Origin of the sequence: Geobacillus sp. FSL W8-1251 (genome assembly GCF_038005945.1) — a bacterium.
Classification (GTDB): Bacteria; Bacillota; Bacilli; order Bacillales; family Anoxybacillaceae; genus Geobacillus; species Geobacillus stearothermophilus.
In genome coordinates, this window is record NZ_JBBOUF010000001.1 from 2,761,361 (window position 1) to 2,784,079 (window position 22,719).

At 55.8% G+C, this 22,719-nt stretch carries 21 protein-coding genes, 2 pseudogenes and 1 riboswitch; of the genes and pseudogenes, 22 read left to right on the top strand and 1 reads right to left on the bottom strand.

Annotation, left to right across the window (positions count from 1 at the left end):
- Window positions 1-9 precede the first annotated feature (9 nt).
- From NSS88_RS14595 to NSS88_RS14685, 19 genes and pseudogenes are all read left to right on the top strand, one after another.
- On the top strand, window positions 10-1,674 hold the full coding sequence (locus tag NSS88_RS14595) for a cytochrome c biogenesis protein ResB (RefSeq protein WP_055359122.1): 1,665 nt from the start codon (window positions 10-12) through the stop codon (window positions 1,672-1,674).
- Window positions 1,661-2,848, top strand: coding sequence for a c-type cytochrome biogenesis protein CcsB (gene ccsB, locus NSS88_RS14600; RefSeq protein WP_055359133.1), 1,188 nt, complete (start codon window positions 1,661-1,663; stop codon window positions 2,846-2,848). The genes NSS88_RS14595 and ccsB overlap by 14 nt, the downstream gene beginning before the upstream one ends.
- Window positions 2,849-3,408: 560 nt before the next feature.
- Complete coding sequence (locus NSS88_RS14605) at window positions 3,409-4,134, top strand: response regulator transcription factor (protein ID WP_055359123.1); 726 nt, start codon at window positions 3,409-3,411, stop codon at window positions 4,132-4,134.
- A complete protein-coding gene (locus tag NSS88_RS14610) occupies window positions 4,134-5,927 on the top strand; it encodes an ATP-binding protein (RefSeq protein ID WP_055359124.1) in 1,794 nt (597 codons plus the stop codon). Before NSS88_RS14605 ends, NSS88_RS14610 begins: the two co-directional genes overlap by 1 nt.
- Window positions 5,928-6,050: 123 nt before the next feature.
- The gene (gene nagA, locus NSS88_RS14615) at window positions 6,051-7,253 is read left to right on the top strand and encodes an N-acetylglucosamine-6-phosphate deacetylase (protein WP_055359125.1); all 1,203 of its coding nucleotides are present in this window, start codon (window positions 6,051-6,053) and stop codon (window positions 7,251-7,253) included.
- Complete coding sequence (gene nagB / locus NSS88_RS14620; protein WP_055359126.1) at window positions 7,244-8,005, top strand: glucosamine-6-phosphate deaminase; 762 nt, start codon at window positions 7,244-7,246, stop codon at window positions 8,003-8,005. The genes nagA and nagB overlap by 10 nt, the downstream gene beginning before the upstream one ends.
- Window positions 8,002-8,733, top strand: coding sequence for a GntR family transcriptional regulator (locus NSS88_RS14625; protein WP_055359127.1), 732 nt, complete (start codon window positions 8,002-8,004; stop codon window positions 8,731-8,733). Before nagB ends, NSS88_RS14625 begins: the two co-directional genes overlap by 4 nt.
- Window positions 8,733-8,831 (top strand): annotated as a pseudogene (locus NSS88_RS14630) (PTS transporter subunit EIIC); the annotation flags it as partial. The gene NSS88_RS14625 and the pseudogene NSS88_RS14630, both read left to right, overlap by 1 nt.
- Window positions 8,832-8,941: 110 nt before the next feature.
- Window positions 8,942-9,568: pseudogene (locus NSS88_RS14635) on the top strand (RNA-guided endonuclease TnpB family protein); the annotation flags it as partial.
- A 399-nt stretch (window positions 9,569-9,967) separates the two neighbouring features.
- A complete protein-coding gene (locus tag NSS88_RS14640; protein WP_055358769.1) occupies window positions 9,968-10,582 on the top strand; it encodes a PH domain-containing protein in 615 nt (204 codons plus the stop codon).
- A gap of 338 nt (window positions 10,583-10,920) precedes the next feature.
- A riboswitch (cobalamin riboswitch) is annotated at window positions 10,921-11,119 on the top strand.
- Window positions 11,120-11,258: 139 nt separating this feature from the next.
- A complete protein-coding gene (locus NSS88_RS14645) occupies window positions 11,259-12,218 on the top strand; it encodes an ABC transporter substrate-binding protein (protein ID WP_049626497.1) in 960 nt (319 codons plus the stop codon).
- The gene (locus tag NSS88_RS14650) at window positions 12,205-13,239 is read left to right on the top strand and encodes a FecCD family ABC transporter permease (protein WP_200910069.1); all 1,035 of its coding nucleotides are present in this window, start codon (window positions 12,205-12,207) and stop codon (window positions 13,237-13,239) included. The genes NSS88_RS14645 and NSS88_RS14650 overlap by 14 nt, the downstream gene beginning before the upstream one ends.
- Window positions 13,236-14,708 carry an adenosylcobinamide amidohydrolase gene (locus tag NSS88_RS14655; protein WP_055358767.1) on the top strand — a complete coding sequence of 491 codons (1,473 nt, stop codon included), beginning with the start codon at window positions 13,236-13,238 and terminating at the stop codon, window positions 14,706-14,708. The genes NSS88_RS14650 and NSS88_RS14655 overlap by 4 nt, the downstream gene beginning before the upstream one ends.
- On the top strand, window positions 14,705-15,676 hold the full coding sequence (gene cbiB, locus NSS88_RS14660) for an adenosylcobinamide-phosphate synthase CbiB (RefSeq protein ID WP_055358768.1): 972 nt from the start codon (window positions 14,705-14,707) through the stop codon (window positions 15,674-15,676). The genes NSS88_RS14655 and cbiB overlap by 4 nt, the downstream gene beginning before the upstream one ends.
- A complete protein-coding gene (gene cobD / locus NSS88_RS14665; protein ID WP_049626500.1) occupies window positions 15,633-16,703 on the top strand; it encodes a threonine-phosphate decarboxylase CobD in 1,071 nt (356 codons plus the stop codon). Before cbiB ends, cobD begins: the two co-directional genes overlap by 44 nt.
- The gene (locus tag NSS88_RS14670; protein WP_049626501.1) at window positions 16,700-17,257 is read left to right on the top strand and encodes a bifunctional adenosylcobinamide kinase/adenosylcobinamide-phosphate guanylyltransferase; all 558 of its coding nucleotides are present in this window, start codon (window positions 16,700-16,702) and stop codon (window positions 17,255-17,257) included. The genes cobD and NSS88_RS14670 overlap by 4 nt, the downstream gene beginning before the upstream one ends.
- Window positions 17,254-18,039, top strand: a complete 786-nt coding sequence (locus NSS88_RS14675) for an adenosylcobinamide-GDP ribazoletransferase (protein ID WP_049626502.1) — start codon at window positions 17,254-17,256, stop codon at window positions 18,037-18,039. The genes NSS88_RS14670 and NSS88_RS14675 overlap by 4 nt, the downstream gene beginning before the upstream one ends.
- On the top strand, window positions 17,997-18,647 hold the full coding sequence (locus tag NSS88_RS14680) for a histidine phosphatase family protein (RefSeq protein WP_049626503.1): 651 nt from the start codon (window positions 17,997-17,999) through the stop codon (window positions 18,645-18,647). The genes NSS88_RS14675 and NSS88_RS14680 overlap by 43 nt, the downstream gene beginning before the upstream one ends.
- Window positions 18,581-18,997, top strand: a complete 417-nt coding sequence (locus NSS88_RS14685) for a bifunctional adenosylcobinamide kinase/adenosylcobinamide-phosphate guanylyltransferase (protein WP_033013967.1) — start codon at window positions 18,581-18,583, stop codon at window positions 18,995-18,997. The genes NSS88_RS14680 and NSS88_RS14685 overlap by 67 nt, the downstream gene beginning before the upstream one ends.
- A 264-nt stretch (window positions 18,998-19,261) precedes the next feature.
- Here the strand turns inward: NSS88_RS14685 and NSS88_RS14690 are convergent, their stop codons facing one another.
- Complete coding sequence (locus tag NSS88_RS14690; RefSeq protein WP_095859072.1) at window positions 19,262-20,698, bottom strand: DDE-type integrase/transposase/recombinase; 1,437 nt, start codon at window positions 20,696-20,698, stop codon at window positions 19,262-19,264.
- 167 nt (window positions 20,699-20,865) lie between these two features.
- Between NSS88_RS14690 and NSS88_RS14695 the strand changes: the two genes are divergently transcribed.
- From NSS88_RS14695 to NSS88_RS14705, 3 genes are read left to right on the top strand one after another with little or no spacing between them, the layout of a single operon-like run.
- Window positions 20,866-21,444, top strand: a complete 579-nt coding sequence (locus tag NSS88_RS14695; protein WP_055358562.1) for a cob(I)yrinic acid a,c-diamide adenosyltransferase — start codon at window positions 20,866-20,868, stop codon at window positions 21,442-21,444.
- Window positions 21,441-21,923 carry an ECF transporter S component gene (locus tag NSS88_RS14700; RefSeq protein WP_055358563.1) on the top strand — a complete coding sequence of 161 codons (483 nt, stop codon included), beginning with the start codon at window positions 21,441-21,443 and terminating at the stop codon, window positions 21,921-21,923. Before NSS88_RS14695 ends, NSS88_RS14700 begins: the two co-directional genes overlap by 4 nt.
- A complete protein-coding gene (locus tag NSS88_RS14705; RefSeq protein ID WP_055358564.1) occupies window positions 21,916-22,632 on the top strand; it encodes an AIR synthase related protein in 717 nt (238 codons plus the stop codon). Before NSS88_RS14700 ends, NSS88_RS14705 begins: the two co-directional genes overlap by 8 nt.
- Window positions 22,633-22,719: the final 87 nt, after the last annotated feature.

Below are 22,719 nucleotides of genomic sequence, written 5' to 3' on the forward strand. Positions count from 1 at the left end.
TTTTGCATCATGAAACAAGTCAAATGTGAATGCGGGCACGTCAACCCGCATGGCACGGCGTTTTGCGAATCATGCGGCAAACCGCTCGAGGAGTGGGCGGGGAAAACGCTTTTGGACATGCGCTACGAAGGAAGCGCGCGCCGGTCGCAAACGTACAAGCGAACATTCATCGATCAAATTTGGGCGTTTTTCTCGTCGGTCAAAGTCGGAGTGGCACTCATCGTCATTACGCTCATTGCTTCGGCGATCGGCACGATTTTCCCTCAGCAAATGTATATTCCGCCGAACGTCGATCCGGCGGAGTATTATAAGCAGCAGTACGGTTGGGCAGGGAAGCTGTATTATGAGCTCGGCTTTAACAACTTGTACGGCTCATGGTGGTACGTCCTGCTCATCGCTTTAATCGGCGTTTCGCTTGTCATTTGCAGCTTGGACCGGGTCGTGCCGCTATATCGCGCCTTGAAGCGGCAAGGGGTGAAGCGCCATCCGCATTTCTTGGAGCGGCAGCGGTTGTTTGGCGTCTCGCATGTGAGCGATCTCGACAAAACGATGGCCGTGTTGAAAGAACGGCTGGCTGCGCGGCGCTACCATGTCTGTGAGGAAGACGGGCATTTGCTCGCTGAAAAAGGGCGTTTTTCCCGTTGGGGGCCGTACGTCAATCATATCGGCCTCATCATTTTCTTGATCGGGGCAATGCTTCGTTCCGTTCCCGGCATGTACATCGATCGGGTGATGTGGATTCCGGAAGGGGAGACGAAAGAAATTCCGGGGACAAACGGCCGCTACTTTTTAAAGAGTGAAAAATTTATTTTTGAAACATATGAGAAAGGCAAAGACAACGAAGTGTTCAACGCTGCCATCGACCGCGTCGGCAACGGGATGATCGCCAAAAACTATCAAACAAACGTTGTGTTGTATAAGCGCGTCGGTCCTGTGATCCCCGGCGCCAAGCCGAAGCTTGAAAAAGTGAAGGAGTATCCGATTCGCGTCAACGAGCCGCTGGAGTTCGACCATTATGCGCTCTATCAAGTCGATTTCCGCTTGAATGAGCCGAAAGCGATGTCATTTCAGTTGGCGGACAAGCAGTCGGGGAAAACGTTCGGCACGGTGACGGTCGATTTGTATGATCCGAAAGAGTTGTACAATCTCGGACATGGGTATCGCGTTGAGCTATTAAGCTATTTTCCTGATTTTGAGTTTGATGAAGACGGCAATCCGTCAACGAAGTCGCGCGTGCCGAACAATCCGGCGTTCGTGTTCAAAATGTACGCGCCGGACCGTCCGAAAGGGGAAGTCAGCTTCGTCGCCATCCAACAAACGATCGAACCGTTTGGCAACAACAAGTACAAAATGGCGTTCGCGGGGCTTGAGACGCGCAATGTCTCCGGCTTGACCGTCCGCCGCGATTTCACGCTTTGGATTTTAGGGGTAGGCGGCGCGATTTTCATGATCGGGCTCATCCAAGGGATGTATTGGAACCACCGCCGCATTTGGGTGCAACGGGTCAACGGCGAGCTATGGATCGCCGCGCACACAAATAAAAATTGGTTCGGCTTGAAAAACGAGCTGCGCCGTTTGCTTGACGGCACTGGTGTGAATATGCCGGCCGATCAGCTCGAAGAAGGGAAACAGGCCGGACAAGGGGGGCAAGCTCATGGACATGACACAGCTTAGCAGCACATTGCTCTATATTTCGTTTGTGTTATATTTGATCGGCACGTTTTTTTTTGGCGGCGCCATTCGCGACAAACGGAAGGAGCGGCAAGGAAAGGATCGTTGGTCGCAGCTTGGCATTGCCGTGACGATCATCGGTTTTCTCACCCAGGTCGGGTATTTCATCACGCGTTGGATCGCTGCCGGGCATGCTCCGGTGAGCAATTTGTTCGAGTTTACAACGTTTTTCGGCATGATGCTTGTCGCTGCTTTTATCATTGTTTATTTCATTTACCGGTTGAGCGTGCTCGGCCTGTTTGCGCTTCCGGTCGCGTTGCTGATCATCGCCTATGCGAGCATGTTTCCGCGGGAAATTTCGCCGCTCATTCCCGCCTTGCAAAGCGATTGGCTGCACATCCATGTGACGACGGCGGCCGCCGGGGAAGCGATTTTGGCGATCAGTTTTGTCGCGGGTTTGATTTATTTGATTCGCGTCGTCGATCAGTCGAAGCCGTCCAAGCGCACGTTTTGGCTGGAAGTCGTCATGTTTTGCCTTGTGGCGACGCTCGGCTTTGTCATCGTCTCAACAGCGTTTAGGCTTTCCGGGTACGAAGCGAAGTTCACGTGGGTTGATAAAAACGGCCAGGCGGCCGAAGTCGAGTACCATATGCCGGCGCTTGTCGGGCCGCATAAAGGAGAGCTGGTGAAAGAAAGCGCCGGCCGCATGGAGCCGCTTGTTGAAATGCCGGCGATCATCAACGCGAAAAAACTGAACACGGTCATTTGGTCGCTCATGGCCGGTGCGGTGCTGTATGCCGCTTTTCGTCTTGTGTTGCGCAAGCGCATCGCCGCCGCGCTCAAGCCGCTTGTGAAAAACGTCAACTTGGATTTGACCGATGAAATCGGCTACCGGGCGGTGGCGATCGGCTTTCCGGTGTTTACGCTCGGGGCGCTCATTTTCGCGATGATTTGGGCGCAAATCGCCTGGACCCGCTTTTGGGGCTGGGACCCGAAGGAAGTGTGGGCGCTCATTACGTGGCTGTTTTACGCCGCTTTTTTGCACCTCCGGCTGTCAAAAGGCTGGCATGGGGAAAAGTCGGCATGGCTTGCTGTCATCGGCTTTGCCATCATCATGTTCAACTTAGTAGCGGTCAACCTCGTCATCGCGGGACTGCACTCGTACGCTGGAATGTAAGCACAAGGCAAACGGATGTCCTATTGGCGGGCATCCGTTTTTTCAGTAAACTAGAAAATGGGGGACTGTTTCTATATAGACTCCCATGACAAAAAAATTTCGTCACCATCGGAAGGATGAAAAGACCTCTATGTTGAATTTTACAACTTTACACATTTTGGAGTTCGGGTATTTTCAGGATATATAAGTTGCAATAAAGATTTTCCGATTGTGCGATTCTGTTTTCCTTCATAACAAGTCATTTTGATAGAATGCGGTGGGCGCTCTACTGGATGTAAAACAAAGTTTCAACTTATATAGATGCAATTTAATGCTTTAACATTTTTCGTTTTGACCGGTCATTGCATCCAACTGTCGAGTGACCGAACAACGCCGCTTAAAGACCCATGAATGGGTCTGTGAAGCGAGTCGTTGTTCGGTCTTCCGTCACGCTAAGGCGTGACGGAGGCAAGCCACACGCTTGCCTTCGACAGTCGAAAATGGGCAAACCTCTTTTCTGTCAAGGATATGTTAAACTTCTTTGTTGCATCTATATAGCTGATGAAGGAGGGTGCTTTGGCATGGAAAAGCAAGAAAAGCCGGTTCGTATTTTGGTGGTGGATGATGAGGAGCGCATCCGCCGGCTGTTGAGAATGTATTTGGAGCGGGAAAACTATGTGATCGATGAGGCCGGCGACGGCAATGAAGCGTTGGTGAAGGCGTTGACCAACGACTACGATGTTATATTGCTGGATTTGATGCTGCCGGGCAAAGACGGCATTGACGTCTGCAAAGAAATTCGCGAGCAAAAAACGACGCCGATCATTATGCTGACGGCCAAAGGCGAGGAGTCGAACCGCGTTCAAGGATTTGAAGTCGGCACGGACGACTATATTGTCAAGCCGTTCAGCCCGCGCGAAGTCGTGCTGCGCGTAAAAGCGCTGTTGCGCCGCGCGGCGAATGCCGCTTACGCGCCGGTGGAGACGACGGCGAAAGACGTGCTTGTGTTTCCGCATTTGACGATTGACAACGACGCCCACCGGGTGACGGTCGACGGCAAGAAAGTCAGCTTAACGCCGAAAGAATATGAGCTGCTTCTCTTTTTGGCCCGCTCGCCCGACAAAGTGTTCGACCGCGAACAGCTGTTGAAGGAAGTATGGCATTACGAATTTTTCGGCGACTTGCGCACGGTCGACACCCACATTAAACGGTTGCGCGAAAAGTTGAATAAAGCGTCGCCGCAGGCGGGAAAAATGATCGTCACCGTCTGGGGCGTCGGCTACAAGTTTGAGGCAGTGAACGACTGATGTGGCTGTTTCGCAGCGTCGTCGGCAAGCTATGGTTTACGATTTTGTTGCTCGTTTCGTGCGTGCTGTTTATTTTAAGCATTTTGCTTATTAAATTTTTGGAAGATTATTATGTGCAGGAAGCGGAAAACGACTTGACCCGCCTGGCGGCAAAAGTGGCCGAGGTGATGCACGATTACCGCGATGAGCAGCTTGCCCGCTCGATCGCTTGGACGCTTGTGGACAATCGAACGAAAGCCGTCATCGTCGTTGATGAGTCGCACTATTGGTATTCACCCGATGGCGCTGACTTGCATGACGTGCCGCTGTCGTTCATCCGCCAAGATGCCGATTTGCGCCGCGTCTTCACCGATCGGACGACGGTGAAAAAACGTCTGTATGCGCCGGAGTGGCAGCACAATGAAGAGCTGCCTTACGACATGATTATCGTCGGCGTGCCGCTATCGATGCCGGGCGGCAGCCGCGGCGCTGTTTTCATTTACCAGTCGCTTGAGGCGATCGCCGATGCAACGGAGCATACGAAAGAGCTCATTTTTCTTGCCGCGTTTATCGCCATTGTCATGACGACGTTTTTTGCCTTTTTCTTGTCGACGCGTATCACCGCTCCGCTCCGGAAAATGCGGCAAGCCGCGTTCGAAATGGCGCGGGGCCATTTCGATATGAAAGTGCCGATTTTAACGAACGATGAGATCGGTGGGCTGGCGATGGCGTTCAACCAAATGGGACGGCGTCTGCAGTTTAACATCAACGCCTTAAACCAGGAAAAAGAACAGCTCGCCAGCATTTTAAGCAGCATGGCCGATGGCGTCTTGACGTTTAACCGCGACGGGGAAATTTTGATTACGAACCCGCCGGCTGAGCGGTTTTTGCAGGCGTGGTATTTTGAGCAAGGAAACGACGCGGAAGCGATGGCGCCGTTGCCGCCGCAAGTGAAAGAGCTGTTCGCCCGCGTTGTTCGCGAGGAGAAGGAGCAATCGACCGAAGTGACGCTGCAGGGGCGGACGTGGGTCATTTTAATGACGCCGCTGTACGGCAAAACGATGGTGCGCGGCGCGGTGGCTGTTTTGCGCGACATGACCGAAGAGCGGCGGCTTGACAAGCTGCGTAAAGACTTTATCGCCAACGTTTCGCACGAATTGCGCACGCCGATTGCCATGCTTCAAGGCTACAGCGAGGCGATCATCGACGATATCGCGGCAAGCGAAGACGAGAAAAAAGAGATGGCGAAAGTCATTTATGACGAGTCGCTGCGCATGGGCCGCCTAGTGAATGATTTGCTTGATTTGGCGCGCATGGAAGCCGGGCATATCGAGCTGCACTATGAACAGGTGAAGCTCGCTCCGTATATTGAGCGGGTGATCCGCAAGTTTCACGGGCTGGCGAGAGAAAAAGGGATCGAGCTGGAGGCCGAATTCCGCGATGGCGACATGGACATCGCGTTTGATCCCGATCGGATTGAGCAAGTGCTGACCAACTTGATCGATAACGCCATCCGTCATACAGAATCAGGCGGCGCGGTCCGCTTGATCGCTGAACGAAGCGGCGACGGCGTGACGATCCATGTCCAAGATTCGGGCTCCGGCATCCCGGAAGAAGACTTGCCGTTTGTGTTCGAGCGGTTTTACAAAGCGGATAAAGCGCGCACGCGCGGCCGTTCCGGAACGGGATTGGGCCTTGCCATCGCCAAAAACATCGTCGAAGCGCATAAAGGGCTCATCACCGTCCACAGCAAACTGAACGAAGGAACGACGTTTTCGTTTTATTTGCCGGCCCGCGGGCCGAAAGGAGCGTAGCGCCGTTTGGAAGAACGGGGAAGCCACAGCTTCCCTGCTTCTTTCACGTTGAAGTTTTTTTATAGTGGTATAGACAACTAGAATATATAATATCATTATAAAAACAGAAGGTGGGAAATCGCGATGAAACGATGGATATTGAAAAATGCTGCGGTGTATGCAGAAGCAGACAACATTCAACAAGGGTATGTGCTGATCGAAGGGGAAAAAGTGGCGTCCATTGGCCCGATGTCGTCGTGCCCGGCAGAAGCGGGGGCGGAAGTGATCGAGCTTTCTCCACGGTTTGCTGTCGTGCCTGGTTTCATTGACGTTCATATCCACGGGGCGGCTGGAGCGGATGTTATGGATGCGACCCCGGAGGCGCTTGACAAGATGGCCAACGCCTTGCCGGCGGAAGGGACGACCAGTTTCCTGGCGACGACGATGACGGCGCCAAGCGAACAAATCGAAGCGGCGCTTCGAAATGTCGCCCGTTATATGGCCGAGGAGAATCGCCCAGGGGCGGCGGAGGTGCTCGGTGTTCATCTGGAAGGACCGTTTTTGTCGCCGAAGCGCGCCGGGGCGCAGCACCCGCGCCATCTCGCCGATCCGGACATCTCACTGTTCCAACACTGGCAAAAGGCGGCAGGCGGCCACATCCGCCTTGTCACGCTCGCCCCGGAGCGGAACGGGGGGCTGGAACTTGCCTCCTACTTGAAACAGACGGGTGTGATCGCTTCGATCGGCCATTCCGATGCCGTTTACGACGAAGTAAAAGCGGCGGTCCATGCAGGGGTGACGCATGCGACCCACCTGTTCAATGGGATGCGCGGCATCCATCACCGTGAACCGGGTGTCGCCGGTGCTGTGCTTATGTTTGAAGAAGTCATGTGCGAGCTGATCGCCGATGGGCTGCACGTCGCGCCGCCGATGGTTCGCTTCGCTTACCGGAATAAAGGAAGCGAGGGGCTTATCTTAATCACCGACGCCATGCGGGCGAAATGTCTCGGCGATGGGGAGTATGATCTCGGCGGCCAAGAGGTGGAAGTCTGCGGCGGGGAGGCGCGGCTTGCCGACGGAACGCTGGCGGGAAGCGTGCTCAAGCTTGGCGAGGCCATCCGCCGTGTGTTCGACTATACGGGTTGCACGTTGGAAGAGGTGATCCGCATGGCGAGCTGGAATCCGGCGAAACAGCTTGGCGTGCTTGATCGGAAAGGCAGCTTGCGGCCCGGCAAAGACGCCGATGTCGTCGTGTTGAATGAACGATATGAAGTCATGATGACGTTTTGCCGTGGCGCCCTTGCCTATCGCAAGCAGGATGAAAGGGGTGAAGAGCGATGGCTTTGAAGCTTTTGAAAGCTGCTGACTACGCAGAGATGAGCCGCCAAGCGGCGGACATCATCATCAAACAAGTCAAAGAAAAGCCGAACGCCGTTCTCGGCTTGGCGACCGGCTCGACGATGCTCGGCGTGTACCGCGAATTGGCCGCCGATCATCGGCAGCATGGGACATCGTATCGGCTCGTGCGCACGGTCAATTTGGATGAATACGTAGGCCTTGGCCCGGATCATCCGAACAGCTATCGCTATTATATGAATCAGCATTTGTTTGCCCAATTGGACATCCCGCTTCACGAGACGCATGTGCCGGATGGCTTGGCCGCTGATCTTGACGAAGAATGCCGCCGTTACGAGCGGCTCATCGATGAATTGGGCGGCATCGATTTGCAGCTCTTGGGCATCGGCCGCAACGGCCATATCGGCTTTAACGAGCCAGGAACGCCGTTTTCGACAGCCACCCACGTCGTCGAGCTGACCGAGCTGACACGGGAAGCGAACGCCCGCTTTTTTCCATCGCTTGATGACGTGCCGCGCTATGCCATTACGATGGGAATTGCGACCATTTTGCGCAGCCGCCGCATCGTGCTGTTGGCGTCAGGGGAGGAAAAAGCGGACGCCATGGCCCGGCTTCTCGAAGGCGTTGTCACACCGGACTTGCCGGCTTCCGCGCTTCACCTTCATCCGGACGTGACGATCATCGCCGACTGCGAGGCGCTCTCGCTCATCCCAAAGGAAAAGCGGCGGGTGGATGCGCCGTGATCGATAAACAGTCGCCGATTCCGATTTACTATCAGCTCGAGCAATATATGAAAGAAAAGATCGAAAAAGGGGAGTGGCAGCCGGGCGAAATGATCCCGTCTGAGCGCGAGTTGGCGGAAATGTATGACATCAGCCGGATGACCGTTCGGCAGGCGGTCAACAATTTAGTGAACGATGGCTATCTCATCCGCCGGCGCGGGAAAGGAACATTTGTCGCCGCCCAAAAAATCGAGCAGCCGCTGAAAGGGCTGACGAGCTTTTCCGAAGATATGCGGGCGCGTGGCATGGAGCCGGGCACGATCGTCCTCAGCTTTGAGACGGTTCCGGCTTCCGAGAAGCTCGCTGAAGGACTTGGCGTCACGGAAGGCGATGACCTTTACGAAGTCCGCCGCCTTCGGTTGGCCGACGGCTTGCCGATGGCGTTGGAGACGCTGTACATTCCGGTCAATCTCGTCCCCGGACTGACGCGTGATGTTGTAAGCGGTTCTGTATATGAATTTATCGAAAAAGAAAAAGGTCTGGTCATCGGCTCTGCAGTTCAAACATTGGAAGCCTCGGTCGCCCGCCAGGTGGAGGCGGAGCATCTGAAGATGAAAGAAGGAGCGCCGGTGCTGCTGCTTGAGCGGCGCACGCACCTTGTCGACGGCCGGCCGCTTGAAGTCGTCAAATCGGTGTACCGCGGCGACCGGTACAAATTTATGATTGAGATGAAAAGGGGAGGATCATGATGTTAGGTTTTTTACAGCGTTTGGGAAAAGCGTTAATGCTGCCGATTGCCGTTTTGCCGGCGGCAGGATTGTTGCTTCGGCTCGGTCAGTCTGATTTATCTTAATTAGGCGAGAAGACTCCCACTTCAACGAAGCGAAGCGGAGTAAGTGGGAGATGAATCGCCTTAACTATATTTTGCTGAAAATAGGATAGATTCAGTAAAATATAGACGGCAGATCATTCATCATTGATGGGCGGAGATTAAAAAGTATAAATCAATGGTTTAACAAAGAAAATGCCAGACTTCAAAGCATAAAAGATAAGCAAAAAATCAAAGGCACCACTCGTAAACAGGCTTTGCTTGCTATGAATCGCAATAATAAAGTGAATGATTATATCAACAAGACTTGCCGTTACATCATTAACTACTGTATTGAAAATCAAATTGGCAAACTTGTCATTGGCTATGCGGAAACATGGCAACGCAATATGAATCTAGGAAAAAAGACAAATCAAAACTTTGTCAATATTCCTCTCGGTAACATAAAAGAAAAACTAGAATATCTTTGTGAATTTTACGGCATTGAATTCTTGAAACAGGAAGAATCATATACGTCTCAAGCCAGCTTTTTTGACGGCGATGAGATTCCTGAATATAATGCCGACAATCCAAAAGAATATAAGTTCAGCGGCAAACGTATTAAGCGCGGCTTGTATCGAACAAAGTCTGGCAAACTAATGAATGCTGATGTCAATGGCGCATTAAACATCTTAAAGAAAAGTAAAGCTGTAGACCTGAGTGTCTTATGCTCTAGCGGCGAAGTGGACACGCCTCAAAGAATAAGGATTGCTTGAAGCAGTCAAACTTCTTTGGAAGCCTCCACTTCAAATTTTCGCTAGAAAATTAAGTGGGGGTAGTTCACCATCATCGGTTATGTGTGGGTCAATCTTGACCCGCTCAGCAAAAAGCTCGGATTGATTTGGATCGCGATTGGACTCGTTTACCTGATCTTTTTGCGGCTCACGAACAAAGACTCTCGTCTAAGCGGGGAACTGTAGTCGCTTGTAAGGCCTGACGCCGTCATAAAAGGCGTTGGGTCTTTGATTTTTAGAGGCGATGAAACGTTTTTCCGATCTCGACGTATTACATAGATGAAAGGTATGAGATTACGGCGCCTTGTTAAGGCAAAACGCCGTTCATCCGCCAATAGGCGGGCGCCGATAAAACGTGGAAGGAGCCGGAGGAACATGAGCATGTTTGGAAAAGTCGCCGCCGATGTGCTTGGGTTAAGCGACATCGGTGCGGTCATTCAGCCGAAAGACTATGACAAAGTCGATGCCGATGATTATGTGATGCACGAGGATGGGGAGAAAATCTATTTTCTTATCAAATCAAAATCGGATGAGTATTGCTTCACCAACCGCGCGCTCATTCATTTGGACGGCACGAGCGCCGCGAGCAAAAAACGGACGCTGCGCCGCTACGATTACTACAAGCATCCGATTTCCGACGTATCGCTCGAAACGGCCGGGACGGTCGATTTGGATGCGGAAATTAAATTTAAAATTGGACCGCATTCCTACTCCATTGATGTGCATAAAAAGCATATTGAGGAACTGAAAGATTTGTATAAATCGCTGTTGGCGATCGCGGAGATTTGCCATGAAAACGAAACGAAGTTCCACTATGCGGAGCGGAGTTTGGAACTGGCGGCCAAGGTGTTGGCCAACATGCGCGGTGACGGCGCCAATGTGTCGGCGGATTTTCAAGCCGTGAATGAATACGCTTTTCGCTGGCTGACGGAAGCGAAAAAGAACTATACGGTGAAGGATTTCGGCTTTGTGTTTGACAAATATATTCAACAGTGACGAGATGAAGGTTGTATCGGGGAAAGACGCCGTGCCAGAGGTGAGGCGTCTTTCCTAATTTTTTTAGCGACATATGGAAAAGGAACGTTTCTCCGCAGCCGGAAGAAACTCAAAAGATGAGGTTTGTGGGAATCGATGAATAGGCAACATGGCGGCATTTGACATCACGGAGCTCGATGCAACGGCGCATGCGGCGTTCCGTACAAAACACGGACACTGGAGCCGAGCTGCCTGACCGCAAAAGTGATCGATGACCGCCTGCCGCCAGCCCACTGTAAAATTCACAGTTGTCAAATGCCAGGCCTTGCTTTAATATAAAAATGTCCATATCCGACAAATTCATCAACTCGCAGCAAGGCGCCGAAAAGGCTTAATAGGGAATCCGGTGGGAATCCGGAGCTGTCCCCGCAACTGTCAATGCGGACGAAATGAAATCGCCACTGTACGGACAGATGGCTTGCGCTGTTTTCCGTACGGGAAGGCTTCAGAGTAGGATGAAGCATGAGCCAGTAGACCTGCCTTGCTTGCCGCAGTTTCCGAATCTTCGGGGGGTGAGACGTGGAAACAGTCGTACAGGGCATTGTTGTGCCCATTGGCGGTCTGTTTCGTGCTCATTCCCCGTTCGGACGGAATGGGCTTTTTTGTTGTACATACATCATCGAAGGGGGAATGACGGATGAAACGTTGGACATGGCCGGCGGTGGTGGCGGTGTTCTTCCTTTTGGCCGCCGTGCTGGTCGGCTGCAGCAGTGGAGCCAATAGCAACGCCCAGCCTGCGAAAAAAGAAGAACCGAAAACGGAACAAGCGGCGTTTCCGGTGACGGTGAAAGACGGGCTTGGCGAGGATGTCACGATCAAAGCGGAACCGAAAAAAATCGTCTCGCTCATCCCGAGCAATACGGAAATCGCCTATGCGTTGGGGTTGGGCGATAAGATCGTCGGCGTCAGCGATTTTGACAATTATCCGGAAGACGTCAAAACGAAAACGAAAATCGGCGGCATGGAATTCAACGTCGAGAAAATCATTTCGCTCAAACCGGATCTCGTCTTGGCCCACGCGTCAAGCGCCCATAACTCGCGCGATGGCCTCAAGCAATTGAAAGACGCCGGCATTACCGTGCTTGTCGTCAATGACGCGAAGTCGTTCGACGATGTATATGCGTCCATCGACTTGATCGGCAAAGCGACCGGGACGTCGGACAAAGCGAAGCAAGTGATTGATGAGATGAAAGAGAAGCTTGCGAAAATCAAAGAAAAAGCGAAACAAATCCCGGCGGACAAACAGGCCAATGTCTGGATTGAAGTGTCGCCGCCGCCGCAAATTTATACGGCCGGCAAAGGGACGTTTATGGATGAGATGCTTCAAGTGATTTCGGCGAAAAACGTCGCCGGCAGCTTGGAAGGCTGGCCGATGGTGACGGAAGAAAAAGCCGTGGCCTATAAGCCGGATGTCATCATCACGACATACGGCGGAGCGAAGCAAGTGTTGGCGCGCGCCGCTTGGAAAGACGTGCCGGCGGTGAAAAACAAGCGGGTGTATGACGTCAACACCGACTTAGTAAGCCGACCGGGTCCGCGCCTTGTCGAAGGGGTCGAGGAACTTGCCAAAGCCATTTACCCGGATGTGTTCAAGTAAAATGTGGATGTATATATTGGCCGTCACCGCGGCCGTGTTATCGCTTCTCGTAGGGGTATCGACAGGATCGCTGTCGATTCCCTTTTCTTCTATTGTCCGCATTTTGGCGGCTGAATGGTTCGGAGCGGCGCTGCCTCGCCACATTCCGGCTGATTGGGTGCCGATCGTGATGGCGATCCGCTTGCCGCGCGTCGTGCTTGCGTTTTTGGTCGGGGCGTCATTGGCGCTGGCCGGGGCCGCGTTTCAAGGGCTGTTAAAAAATGCGCTCGCCGATCCGTACACGCTCGGTGTCTCGTCCGGCGCGTCGGTCGGGGCGGTGCTCGTCATCTTTCTCGGCTGGCAATGGCCGTTCTTTGGCACGTTCACGCTGCCGGTCGTGAGCATCTTGTTTGGCATGGCGACGCTTGCCGCCGTTTTGGCGTTCACTCGCGCTGTGGAGCGGCGCATGTCGGTTGAGACGATCATTTTAGCCGGCATTATCTTCGGCGCGTTTTTCAGCGCGTTCATTTCGCTCATGATCGCGTTGACCGGGGAAGAATTGCGGCAAATCATCTCATGGCTGATGGGGAGCGTGGCGATGCGCGGCTGGAAATACAGCGGGCTGTTGCTGCCGTTTTTTCTCGTTGGGGCCGCAGTGCTCATCGCCAACAGCCGCGAGTTGAACGCGTTTGCCTTTGGCGAGGAGGCGGCGCTTCATGTCGGCGTTGATGTTACGCACCGAAAAGTCATCATTTTGACGGCAGCGGCGCTGCTCACCGGCGCGGCGGTGTCGGTGTCAGGGACGATCGGCTTTGTCGGGCTTGTCGTTCCGCATATGGTTCGGCTTGTGTGCGGGCCGAACTACCGGGTGCTGTTGCCGCTGTCGCTCTTGTACGGCGGTGCGTTTCTTGTGCTTGCCGATGTGGCGGCGCGGACGATCATTGAACCGCGCGAACTGCCGATCGGCGTCATTACGTCGCTGATCGGCGCTCCGCTATTTGCCGTCTTGTTTTTCCGAAAAACGAAACGAAAGATGGGATGACGATGCTCGAGGTGCGGGCCGTATCGCATCGATACGGGCAGCAACAAGTGCTTGATGGTGTGACGTTTGCCGTGGAAAAAGGCGAAATATTCGGCATCTTAGGGCCGAATGGAAGCGGGAAAACGACTTTGATCAAACTCATCAGCAAAGAGCTGCCGCTGGCAAGCGGGGAGATCGTCATCGATGGCCGAACGCTCTCGGCGCTGTCTGCGAAGCAATGGGCGCGGATGGCCGCCGTCTTGCCGCAGACAGCGGAGGCGGCGCCCGGCTATACGGTGAGGGAAACGGTGGCGCTCGGCCGCTATCCTCATCAGCGCGGCTTCTTTCCGACGTGGACGGAGGACGATGAAGCCGCCCTCCGAGACGCGCTTGCGGCCGTCGGCCTGACGGGGAAAATCGATGAACCGCTCGAACGATTGAGCGGCGGCGAGCGGCAGCGCGCCTATTTGGCCCGCGCACTCGCCCAAGAGCCCAAGCTGCTCTTGCTCGATGAGCCGACGAACCATATGGATGTGAGCGGCCAAGTCCGGCTTTTGGACCGGCTCGCCGAAGCGGCGCACGCCCGCGGCTTGACGGTCGTCGCCGTTTTCCACGATATGAATGCGGCGAGCTTGTATTGCGATCGGGTGCTCGTGCTGAACAAAGGGAAAATAGCCGCGCTCGGCGCCCCTGCGGATGTCATGACGCCGGCGTTGCTTGAGGAAGTGTTTGCCGCGCCGATTGTGCGTCTGGCCCATCCGGCGTCGGCAACGCCGATGTTTTCGTTCATGCCGAACAAGAAGCAAGGGGAATCGCCGGTCGGCGGGCTGCGGCTTTCCTTTCTTGATGACGCCGCTGTGCTTACTGCGGCCGCGCCGCTTCGCGTCCTGTCCTCGGCATTGATCGGCGCCGGATTTCAATGGGCGACCCATTTTGTCAACCGCCAAGTCGGGTTGGATTACGATTGCAGTGATGCGGAAGGAGACATGCGCCGCTATTTGGAGCAGCACGGGTTTCCGCCGGAACGAACGGTCGGCATGATGACAGCGGTTGATGTCCGAGATGCTGTTTGGCTTCAGAAAGAAGGGGAAGCGTTTTCGGTTGCGGTCATGGCGACCGCTGGCGTCGGCAATGCCGTCGATGCCTCTCGGGCGTGGCAGCATCAGCCGCTAGCGGCAAGACCGGGGACGATCAACATGGTGGTGGTCATTGACGGAGTGCTGACGGAAGCAGCGTTTGTCCAGGCGGTGATGACAGCGACAGAAGCGAAGGCAAAAGCGCTCGCCGACTGTTCGGTTTGCGACCCGGAAACCGGGACGCTTGCCACCGGTACGTCGACCGATTCGCTCGCTGTGGCGGCGACGCAAACCGGGCAGGTCTTTGCCTATGCCGGAACGGCGACGGAGCTTGGCCGGGCGCTCGGCCGGCTTGTGTATGAGGCAACAGTTGAGGCGCTTGGCCGCTGGGAGAAGCGGAGGAAACGGCGATGACCCATTTGGCCGCATTGACGTTGGCGCTGTTTCTCGATGCCCTCGTGGGCGATCCGCGCTGGCTGCCGCATCCGGTGCGCGGGATGGGAATGATGATTGCGTGGCTTGATCGCCGCTGGAATCAAGGAACAAAGCGGCGGACGAAAGGGGCGGCGGCCGTGGCGGTCGTGTTGGCCGCTGTTTACGGGATATCGGCGTTCATCGTTTATGTGGGCTACGCGCTGTCCGTATACGTAGGGGTGGCGATCGAGGCGGCCCTCATTTTCACCGCCATTGCGACGAAAAGCCTCGCTGAGGCGGCTGAGGACGTGCGCCGGCCGCTGGAAGCAGGCGATCTTCCTGCGGCGCGCCGCGCGCTGTCCATGATCGTCGGCCGCGACACCGAGCGGCTCGATGAAGCCGGCATCACCCGCGCCTGCGTGGAGACGGTGGCGGAAAACACGAGCGACGGCATCACCGCTCCGCTCTTTTATGCGGCCTTGGGCGGTGCGCCGCTCGCGTTATTGTACCGGGCGGTGAACACGTGTGATTCCATGATTGGATACAAAAATGAGAAGTATCGCGAATTTGGCTGGGCGGCCGCGCGGCTGGACGATGCGTTCAACTACATTCCAGCGCGGCTGACGGCGCTTGTGATGGTGTTGGTCTTTGGCGGCCGCTGCTTTCGTTTGGCGCTGTCGATCTTATTTCGCGATGCCCGCCGCCACCCAAGCCCGAACAGCGGCTGGCTTGAGGCGGCGATGGCCGGGCTGCTTGGGGTGCAGCTCGGCGGAACGAATACATACGGCGGCGTGGTCTCGAGGAGGCCGACGCTCGGTGACCCGGCCGCCCCGCTTCGCGCCGCCCACATTCGCCAAGCAGTCCGCATCATGATTGGAACGGTGCTAGTGTTTACATTATTGCTATGGATTGGGGGGATAATCGTTGCGTTGGCCGGCGCATGGGGCGAATCCGCGCGCGTTGTATGAGCAATGCGGATTGGCCCCTCCAGACGAATACATTGATTTCAGCGTCAATACGAATCCGTACCGGCTGCCGTCGTCAGCTTGGCCGAGCGGTGAGGAGTGGATTCGCTGGGCCGGGGAGTATCCGGATTCGGAAGCGAAGGCGCTCAGGGAGCTCGTTGCCAAGCAGGAGCAGATTCGACCCGGACAAGTGCTGATGACGAACGGGGCGGCGGAGGCGATTTATTTGTTGGCCGCGCTATTTGCCGGTCGGCGCGTCGGCATCTTGGAGCCGACGTTTTCCGAGTATCGGCGCGCCTGTCTCGCTTATGGATGCGATGTGGAGGGATTCGCGGCCGATGAAGCGCGGGGCTTTTCTTATGACTTGGATGAAGCGACTGCCTGGGCAGGCAAGCAAGACATTATCTTTTTATGCCATCCGAACAATCCGACGGGGACGGTGATGGAGGAAGGTGAATTGAGATCACTGGTGGACGCGGCGCACACGGCTGGCACCTATGTAATCATCGATGAAGCATTTTATCCGTTTTGGCGCGGCGGGTTTACGGCGATGCGCTGGTTGGGATGCTATCCGCGCCTCATTGTGCTTCGATCGTTGACGAAAATCCATCACCTGGCCGGCGCGCGCCTTGGTTATGTCGCTGCTGACGAGGCGGTGATCGCTTCGCTGAAAACGCATCAGCCGCCATGGAGCACAAACGGCATCGCCCAACAATTGGCGCTTCGTTTCATGGCGATGGAATCGTTTGTCAAGTGGACGAAAGAACGGATCGCCGCCGAGCGGGAGCGGGTGTTTCGGTCGCTGCCTGCCGGGCGGTATGACGTCTCGCCATCGGTCGTGAATTTTTATTTGTTGCGTCCGTGTTCAGGACGGACAGAGGAGCTGTTTTTTCATTTGTTGAAGGAAGGGGTTGTGCCGCGCCATACGATGAATTTCCCGGGGCTTGACGGCCGCTACATCCGGCTCGCCGTCAAAACGCAGGTGGAGAATGACCGGCTGCTTGAGGCGCTTGAGAGGTGGGATGGATGATCGTGTTTGTGAGCGGCGCGGTGCGCAGCGGCAAAAGTGAAGCGGCAGAGGTGTGCGCCATCCGGCTGGCCGCTGGCGAGACGCTTCATTATGTTGCCACCGCCTGGGCTGCCGATGCGGAAATGGAAGAGCGCATTCGCCGCCATCAAGAGCGGCGCATGGGGATGACGGCGCCTTGGGTGGTGTGGGAAGCGCCGGAAGGGCCTGATCAGTTGTTGGCTGCACTTCGTCCGCCTGATGTTGTCCTTCTCGACTGCTTGACTATGTGGTGGGCGAATGTGTTATTTGCCGGAGATGAATGGAAAACAGAGGAAGGAGCGTTCGCCGCTGCCCGTTGCCTGCTCGACCAAGTGCGGGCGTGGGCGGCGGCATGCCGCGCTGTTGTCATTGTGTCCAATGAGTTGTTTTCTGGCGGCGTGCCGAATGACCTCGGCACATTTCGCTACATGAAAATGCTCGGTTGGCTTCATCAACAGTTGGTCGCGGAAGCAGAAGCCGCCGCCGTGGTGGAATGCGGTCTTCTTCGCGTGAAGAAAGGACGGTGGCCGCAATGAAGCGGGCATGGAATGGCTGGCTGCTGGCGCTGCAGCTGTTTACGATCATTCCCATTCAGCGTTCGATTGAATGGAATGCCCCGCATGTCCGCTGGCTTGTGCGCACAATGCCGCTGGCTGGAGCGCTGCTCGGGACGCTGGCTGCCTTGGTGTACGGCGCCTGTGCGGCGCTTTCGTTCGGTCCGCCTTCTTTTTTGGCTCTCTTTCTTCTTTGGCTTGGCATTTGGCTTGCCGGCGGGCTGCACGCCGACGGTTTTATGGACGTGAGCGATGCCTTTTTTTCGTACCGGGACGCCAAGCGGCGGCAAGAGATCATGGCCGATTCGCGCGTCGGCGCGTTCGCTGTGTTGTCGCTCATTTGTTTGTTATCGTTCCGCTGGCTGTTTTTGCATGAAGCGATCAAAGCGGGCATTTCCCCTGCCCTGTTTATTGCCATTCCACTGCTGTCGAGAGCCGGGGCTGTCTGGCTTCTTTCCGCCGGCAAGCTGGCCAAATCGACAGGAATGGCGGCCTCGCTTCGCGAATATAGTTCATGGCGCGATGCAGCATGGGCGCTGGGATTGGCATGCCTTGTGCTTTTGCTTCTTCCGGCGGCGGGCGTTCCGCCGGCGGCGGTTGTGGTGTTGGCTGCGGCGATGGCGCTTTGTTCCCTCGCGGCAAAGCCGTGGGCGGAAAAGCAGTTTGGCGGCGTGAGCGGCGATGTGCTCGGCGCGCTCATCGAAGGGGGAGAGACCGTGCTATGGGGCGTCCTTTGGCTGTTACGCTTATCCGTCATGGGATGACGGAACTGAATCGGCGCAATGCATATATCGGCTGGACGGACGCGCCGCTTTCGGCCGCGGAACATAGCAGGCTGCGCCGTTTGCGGGTCGAGTGGCCATATCCGGTCGACTGCATCGTGACAAGCGATCTTCGCCGTTGCTGGGAGACGGCGTCGCTGCTGTTTGGCAGCCGCGAGCCGGACTGGTGTACGAGCGGATGGCGCGAGCTTTTTTTTGGCGTCTGGGAAGGGAAAACGTTCGCCGAACTCGAAACGGATCTCGCGTACAACCGATGGCTCGAGTCGCCATTTTCGACGGCGCCGCCCGCCGGAGAAAGCTATGTTTCGTTTCAAGCGCGCATCAAACGGGCGCTCGCTGAGACGGTTGCGTTGGCTGAGCGGATGGGCGCCCGCCATGTGGCGATCGTCACCCACAGCGGTCCGATCCGTTTCGTGCTTGAACAATATGCGCCGGACGTTCGCCCGTTTTGGGAATGGAAGGTGCCGTTTTCCGGCGGGTATACGCTCGAATCAACGATCGAGCGTTGGAAAGGGGGAGAACGGTGCATTTCGTTGTCGGCGGTGCGTTCCAAGGAAAGCGAAAATGGGTGCGGGAACGGTACGGAATAAGCGACGGTGTTCATATCGTATGGCATGACGGCTATCAGGAGCCATACGGGTGGCCGGATGGCGCCAAGACGGCGAAAACAGTTGTCTTGGATGGGCTCGAAGCCGCCATCCGCCGCCTTCCGGACCCAGAGGAATGGGAGCGGTTTTTCTGCGCTTGGAAGCAGTGGGAGGAAGGAGCGGCCGGCCGCACGGTCGTCTGGATCGGGACAGACGTAACGCAAGGCGTCGTTCCGACTGACCGGCAAGAACGGCGCTGGCGCGACGCCGTCGGCCTGTGCTATCAACGGCTTGCCGCCGTATGCCATCGCGTCGACCGGCTTTGGTGCGGGTTGGCGGAACGATTAAAATAGGTAGCGTCAAAAGTTCTATGAAAACTCCACACAGATCATCCCATTGAGCATCGTGGGGCATGCGGAGGGCCGGATTCGCCCTTGACCAACACCCGCCAAAGGTGCGGAAGAGTCGTCAAGGGCGACGGGGACAAAAAAGAAGGCAATAAGAAAGCCGCCCTTGCCATGACCGAATTTTACCTTTGGCGGTGTTCGGTTGGTCAAGGGTTCGCTTCGCCGAATCCGGCAGGAGTTCTGTTCAACGGGCTCCGGAGGACAAAAAAGTCAGGCCGCCTCTTGTTGGAGAAACGCTTGTGCCATGGCGATCAGCTTCGTCCACCGGGCCGGCATATGCGGAAGATCCGCCAGTTCCGGGATGACGACCGGCACCCGGCCTTCGAGCGCGCTGTGTGGGCGCAGAAAGTTGAAATACGCCACAAACAGCGTCACAAAGGACACCGAGCCTTCTTCCGCACCAAACCCATGGGTCGGGCGGTAGTTGCCTTTAAAGGTCCGGTTGAATCGCTCGATGATCTGCTTGAGAGGGCGAAACTCTTCCGAGACCGGATCCTCATTGGTCAGCCCGATCACTTGGCGGACGTCAAATGAAATCCCGTGTTGGGCGAAGAAGTGTTGCGCCAGCAGGTAAATCGGGTTGCCATCCACGACGAACGACAAGTCGTCTGGGAGGGACGCTAGCTTCCTGAGGACATCATCGATGGCCTTGATGGCCGAGAGCGTGTCCCGGTTGGGCGAGACGCGATACGACAGCACGATCTTTTTGACGGCGTCAAACATAAAGAACAGGTAATGCCAGCGCCCTTTGACGCGAATATACGTCTCGTCCCCGCAAAACGAACCGGACAGCTCATACGGGAACCGGTCGACAAAGGGCTTGATCCAAAGCGCGACGCTGTTGGCGTAGTTGAGCACCGTCTGATGGGAGATCGAGACGCCATGGATGTCCTTCATGGCGGCGGCGGTCTCCCTCGAGGACATCCCAAAGTTGACGTAGTACGTCAACACGAGCCCCAACACGTGCGGCGACGCAGCCAGCCGGGACAAATCGACCTTCGGCTTGATGAGCGACGAGGAAGCCAACGGGAGAAAGTCAAACAAGAACTCTCGAAACAAATACCGCACCTTGAAGGCTTGAGGATCCTGTTGAAACTGTTGGCGCTCCTTCTTCGTCATCCGGCGAAGGTTGGCCTGGTAAAACGGGCAAGCGTTGTTCTTGCACTTATAGATGTTGTATTCTTTGCGTTCCTTGATTTTTTCCAGCGTCTTTTTGCAGTGCGGGCAGCGAAAGACCGCTTGCTTGGTGAACCGATTTCGGTGGTTGAACCGGCACTGGCACACTTTGCATTGGTATTGCCCGTTTCCGCCGTTATTGGCGTACAGGTAAGAAGAGGGAGCCTGGCAGCGAGGGCAGGTCAACGAATCCGGAACACGGTGTTTCGCATTCGCGCGGCGCTGGATGGGCCGTAAAGGACGTCCGTGCTGGGCTTCATAGTCTGCCAACAGCTTCCGGTAATCAAGGGTTTCCGGCACATCGATGATCGGAAGGTCATCGACCTGAAGTTTCCGGTACGGCTTTTGGATGGGTTCGTCCAAGTCCTCGAGATTCAAGGATTTTCCCACGATCACACCCATCAAATACACAATGATTTGATATTGGGTCTTGATTATTTCGAGCAAATAGGCTAATAATTGAGGTAACAAAGCTTGTCACTCCTTTGTTTTGGCTGTTGGGTGTCGTTACCTCAATGATGGCCGAAAACAACGGGGGTGGCAAGCTTTTTTTCTTCCAACCGTTGAAACTCAAGGGAAAACCGTGAGTGTGGAGGATAAACTTTTGACAATACCTTAAAATAAAGGGGAGAGGAATTATGAAATTGTATACGCGGACTGGAGACAAAGGAAAAACAAGCTTAATCGGCGGGCGCGTCGATAAAGATCATTTGCGCGTCGAGGCGTATGGGACGATCGATGAGGCGAACTCGTTCATCGGCTGGGCGCTGGCTCTGCTCGCTGACGATGAACGGTTTCACGATCTTTGCGCCGAATTGCAAAAAATTCAGCATGAACTGTTTGACTGCGGCGGCGACTTGGCCATCGTCAACGGCAAGCTGCCGTATAAAGCGACCGAGGAGATGGTCGCCTTTTTGGAGCAGCGCATTGACGCCTATGTCCAAGAGGCGCCGCCGCTTGAAAAGTTTATTTTGCCGGGAGGGTCGAAGGCGGCTGCCGCGCTTCATCTGGCGCGCACGGTGATAAGAAGGGCGGAGCGCTGCATCGTTTCGTTGCAAAAAGCGGAGCCGATCAACGACGTTGTTCTGAAATATATGAACCGCCTGTCCGACTATTTGTTCGCTGCCGCCCGGGTTGTGAACGCCCGCTTAGGGGTGAAGGATATCGAATATGAGCGGAGCGCCATTGTGTTCCGCGACAAGGAGGAGAAGCAATGAGCCGCCGCCTCGCTTGGATGGCTATTTGTTTGGCGCTTTCGGTCGCCGGGTCGTTCATCAAGCTGCCGACGTTTGTCGGCAGCATCGCGTTAGACAGCGCTCCGGCGCTCGTTGCCGCCGCCATCCTTGGTCCGCGCGCCGGAGCGGCGGTTGCAGGGCTGGGGCACCTTATTTCGGCGGTGGTCGGCGGGTGGCCGCTCGGCCCGTTCCATTGGCTTGTCGCATTGGAAATGGCCGGGCTCGGCGCGCTGTTCGCTGTACTGCATCAGCGGGGATGGAAAATAGGCAGCGCCGCCGCCTTTTTCATCGGCAATGCGTTGTTAGCCCCGCTGCCGCTAGTGGGTTCGTTCGGCTGGCCGTTTGTGCTTGCCGTCATTCCGCCGCTTTCCGCCGCCGCTTTGGTCAACGTGTTGATCGCGCTGGCCGTTGCCCCGGCGGCTGCCCGTTTGATGGCGAAGGCGGGGGCGCCGCATGCGTGATGTGCTCTTCCTTCCATTGACCGAAGGCAGAGAGCTCGCCATTGCCGTCGACGGCTCGGCGGCGGTCGGGGACAAGCCGGGTGATACGGTGCATGCTCCGGCGGAGACGGTCGCATATTTTGCCGCCCGCGTCGCCTTGATGGAATTGCTGAGTGTCGGGGCGGAAGCAAACGCCGTCGTCTTGCAAAACTTTATGGGGGATGACCGATGGGAAGCGCTTTGCCGCGGCATTGAACGAGTCTGCCATGAACTTTCTCTTCGCCTTCCGGTCACCGGCAGCACGGAATCGAATTTTTCCACCGTCCAGTCGGCGCTTGGCGTGATGGCGGTCGGAACGGTGGCGGCCGAACGGAAGCGGATCGGCGTCACGCCGGAGGGAGCGAAGTTTGCCGTCATCGGCCGCCCGCTCGTCGGCCCGGCCGTGCTGGCGCATCCTCAATGGGTCGCGCCGCTTTCGCTGTTTGTTGAGCTTCTCGCCTCTCCGTCTGTTTATGAGCTCGTCCCGATCGGTTCCAAAGGCATTTACTACGAATGGATGCAACTGTCGGCCGCCAACGGCCGCCAAGGGCGGGCTTGCGCCTGCCCGCTGCCGCTCTTTGCCTCTGGTGGTCCGGCGACGTCGTTTTTGATCAGCTATGACCGGGCGGCAGAGGGCGAATTGCGGAAGCGAGCCGGCCGCCTCTTTTTTCCGCTCTTTGCCGAGCGATAGCCGGTTCGCTCGGCCGTCTTCCTTTTTCGTCCAAAAAAATGGTTCCCTTTTTGCATGAGACCCGTTATCATGAAGATAATGGAATGG